At 60.1% G+C, this 2,331-nt stretch carries 2 protein-coding genes; both read right to left on the bottom strand.

Annotated elements, in window-relative coordinates:
* Positions 1–295, bottom strand: a 295-nt coding sequence (locus tag E4Q08_RS23345; RefSeq protein ID WP_169072171.1) for a hypothetical protein, incomplete at its 3' end; no start/stop codon positions are given.
* 22 nt (positions 296–317) lie between these two features.
* Entirely contained in the window at positions 318–2,105 is a 1,788-nt protein-coding gene (locus tag E4Q08_RS23340) for a DEAD/DEAH box helicase family protein (RefSeq protein WP_248595120.1), read from the bottom strand.
* Positions 2,106–2,331: the final 226 nt, after the last annotated feature.

The following is a 2,331-nucleotide window of genomic DNA, read 5'->3' as shown; positions in this document are numbered from 1 at the left end:
ACACAGGTGGCGCCAGCGGCAGGCCGAGATCGAGTTCGACGAAGCTCGATGACACGGGCGCGCTGCGCGCGTCTTCGGCGGCGTTCCTGGCGGTCAGGCGGTGCTTCAGGCTCTTGTAGTCGAGCTTCAGGGCGACGGCAACCTTGGCGATGCCGTACCGCTCGGCGAGTTCGGTCGCTTGCGACCACAGCTCCTCCGGAATGCGAGAACTGCGGCGGCGGGTGCTCCGCCACTGGGCAAGCGCCGCGGCGGTTTCGGCCAGTGGCGGGGCGGTTGCAGGTAAAGACGTTGACATTGGTAGGCCTTTCTAACGGTCGTTACGGGCCTACCAAGGTACCAGGCCAGCGCTGGAATTTCACGCAGCATTGCCGAAAGGACACGATTTTCCAGCGTCCAAAATATACCCTAAGCTGCATCAGGTCGGACACAGTCCCGAACTTGATGAGCTGCGGGCCAACATATTCAGCGAAGATGGCGAACTCCTGAACCGCCGGCGGGTAGGTGAAAAAGCAGTTGAGGAAATGGTAGCTCTTCACGAAGCGGGCCAGTAGAGTGACGAACGCCTTGCGCTCTTCCCAGTCGGTGAGCTTCGCCTGAAAGCGCGTCCGCAGAGCGTTCACCTGGAATTGCACCCGCGCATCCGTCCCGTTCTGGAGCAGGGCGAGCAGGTCGCCAGCGTCCTTCTGGGTGAAGACGCCCGCGGCGAGAATCTCCGCGTACAGGTTCGGGCAGGTCTCTTGATCCGGTTCCTCCGGCTCGAACGGCGTGCCCTTCCGATACTTCGCGAAGGCTTTGAGGATTTGCTTCGCGTTGTTGGTGAAGTCCACGACCACCACAACCTTCTTGCGGGGGTGGCAGCGGTTTAGCCGCGAAACCGTCTGCACGGCATTGCGCTCGAGCACCGGCTTGTCCAGGAACATACCCGCGAGCAGGGGCTGGTCGAAGCCGGTCTGAAATTTGTTCGCCACCACCATGAGCCGGTAGTCGTCACCCTCGAAGCGGTCTTCGATCAGCTCACCGGTCTGCAACTCATTCACGGCGTGTTCACTGATGGCCGCGTTCGTCTGCGGGTGCACGAAGTCCGAGAAGGCATAGAGCACCTTGTAGTCGGCGCCGCGCTCCTTGAGCTTCTCCCTGATAATGTTGAAATACCGTAGCCCGGCCACCCGTGACGAGGCGACGATCATGGCCTTGGCGCGTCCACCGATGAGTGGCTTCACGTCCTTCTCAAAGAGGCGCAACATCACCTCGGCCTTGTACTGAATCAGCCCGTCGTCCTGAAAGGCCAGGTTCTGAAGCGCCTTGGACACGACGCCCTTGGGGTAGAGCTTCTCCTCGTCCAGGTTCGGGACTGTGGGGCAATGCAGGTGGTAGAGCGTCTTGTAGGAGATGATGCTCGCCGCCACGTCGACGATGTAGCCCTCGGCGATGGCCTCCGCCTCGGTGTAGCTGTCGAACGGCTTGCCGAACATCGACACGGTGGCCGGCGCCGGTGTCGCGGTAAAGGCAACGAACAACTGGTTCAGGTCATGCTCGCGGATGACCTTGGCAATCTGCTCTTCAGGGTCGTCTTCGGGGGCGTCGTCGTCCGGCTCGCCTTCCTTGCGGAATGGCAGGCGGATGGCCGCGCCCATCTGGCCCTCCTGTGAGCGGTGGGCTTCATCAATCAGGAAGGCCACCCGCAGTTTCTTCAACTCCGGGTTCCTCTGAATCTCCTCGAGCACCCAGGCAAACTTCTGCTGCGTGGTGACGATGATGGATTTCCGTTCCTTGAGGAAGCGCGGCAGGTCGTCGGCCTTCTTCGCAATGCCCACCACATCCTTGAGGTGGGTGAACTTGTCGATGTCCTCGCGGATGTTCGTGTCGAGCGATTTCCGGTCCGTGAGGATGAAGGTGATGTCCACCAGCTTCTCGTTCGTGCCGGGCTTGAAGAGGCTGTGGAGGCGGTCGGCCAGCCAGCAGATGGAGAGCGTCTTGCCACTGCCAGCGGAATGATCGGCCAGATACTTCCTGCCGATGTCGCCCGCCGTGGCGAAGTGGGCGGTGATGTCCTCCGCCACGCGCCGCACCAAGCGGCTTTGGTGATAGCGCGGGAAGAGGGTCAATTTGATCGGTTTTCACAGCGCGATCTCACGCGCATCCCTGGTTCTCCTGTTGCCTACTGGACGAGTCGTCTATTGCTTAGCACGTTCAATGGAAAATCGATTGGTTCGATTGCTCGATTTTGCTCTGGAATGTCCACTGGAGACAACCCAAGGTTCCAACGTTTATGGCATGAAGTTTCTCTTTCCAAGATTAGTTTTGACTGCAAGGGAAACGATAAAACGGCAC

The organism is Candidatus Accumulibacter contiguus, from assembly GCF_012940005.1.
Taxonomy (GTDB): Bacteria; Pseudomonadota; Gammaproteobacteria; order Burkholderiales; family Rhodocyclaceae; genus Accumulibacter; species Accumulibacter contiguus.
The sequence above is the reverse complement of the archived record's forward strand: the minus strand, read 5'-3'. Positions and strand labels throughout refer to the sequence as shown.